Origin of the sequence: Streptomyces glaucescens, assembly GCF_002154375.1 — a bacterium.
Taxonomy (GTDB): Bacteria; Actinomycetota; Actinomycetes; order Streptomycetales; family Streptomycetaceae; genus Streptomyces; species Streptomyces glaucescens.
This window is the reverse complement of the sequence record NZ_MUND01000957.1, coordinates 1-1,176: the sequence shown is the minus strand read 5'-3', so window position 1 is coordinate 1,176 and position 1,176 is coordinate 1. Positions and strand designations below refer to the sequence as shown.

Genomic DNA, 1,176 nt, shown 5'->3' with positions numbered 1-1,176 from the left:
GGACATCGGTCCACCCGGGGCAGGTGGCCGAGTCCGTGGCGGCGGGGGCCCGGTTCCTGGTCAGCCCCGGGTGGACCGATGTCCTGCTGGAGGCGATGCTCGGCTCCGGGGTGCCGTTCCTGCCGGGGGTGTCGACCGCCTCGGAGGTGGTGGCGCTGCTGGAGCGCGGGGTGCGGGAGATGAAGTTCTTCCCGGCCGAGGCGGCGGGCGGTACGGCCTATCTGCGCTCGCTGTCCGGACCGCTGCCGCAGGCCCGGTTCTGCCCCACGGGCGGGATCGGCCCCGACTGCGCGCCCCGCTATCTCGCGCTGCCCAACGTCGGGTGCGTCGGCGGGAGCTGGATGCTGCCCCCGGACGCGGTCGCGGCGCGGGACTGGGCGCGGATCGAGCGGCTGGCCCGGGAGGCGGCGGAGCTCGGCAGGGGCACGTCCCGTGTGGACGCTCCCAGCGGGGACGCGCCCGGTGGGGATACGCCCGGCGGGGACGCGCTCAGCGCAGGTGCGAGGTGTCGTTGAGCAGGCGGAGACTCGGGTTGCCGTCGGCGTAGTACGCCACCACCGACAGGGACGCCGCCGACAGCTCCATGCGGAACAGGGACTCCGCGGGCGCGTTCAGCGCGAGCCGGACCAGCGTCTTGATCGGCGTGACATGGGTGACCAGCAGCACCGTGCGGCCCGCGTACGCCGCGATCAGCTTGTCGCGGGTGGCGGCGATCCGGGTGGCGGTCGCGGCGAAGCTCTCGCCGCCGCCGGTCGGCTCGGCGTCCGGGGAGGCCAGCCAGGCGGCCAGGTCCTCCGGGTGGCGCTCCTGCACCTCGGCGAAGGTGAGGCCCTCCCAGGCACCGAAGTCCGTCTCGCGCAGCCCGTCGTCGATGCCGACCTCCAGGCCGAGGCGGGCGGCGACGATCCCGGCGGTCTCGCGGGTGCGGGCCAGCGGGGACGACACGATCGCCTGGATCGTGCCCCGCCGGGCCAGTGCGGCCGCGACCCGCTCGGCCTGCTCGCGGCCGATGCCGGAGAGGGACGGGTCGCTGCCGCCGCTGCCCGAGAAGCGCTTCTGGGGGGTCAGCGGTGTCTCGCCGTGCCGCAGCAGCACGAAGGTGGCGGGCGCGCCGAGGTCGGGGGCGGAGCCCCAGCCGACGGATGGGGTGGGGGCCGCGGCAGTGACGGGCGTGGC

The 1,176-nt window shown here is 76.1% G+C and carries 2 protein-coding genes; one reads left to right on the top strand and one right to left on the bottom strand.

The window, feature by feature from the left end; all coding sequences use genetic code 11:
* Positions 1-515, top strand: a 515-nt coding sequence (gene eda / locus CCN42_RS39720; protein ID WP_086742000.1) for a bifunctional 4-hydroxy-2-oxoglutarate aldolase/2-dehydro-3-deoxy-phosphogluconate aldolase, incomplete at its 5' end; no start/stop codon positions are given.
* Here the strand turns inward: eda and CCN42_RS39715 are convergent.
* On the bottom strand, positions 490-1,176 hold a 687-nt coding region (locus CCN42_RS39715; RefSeq protein ID WP_211294902.1), incomplete at its 5' end, for a histidine phosphatase family protein. The two genes, eda and CCN42_RS39715, sit on opposite strands and share 26 nt — an antisense overlap.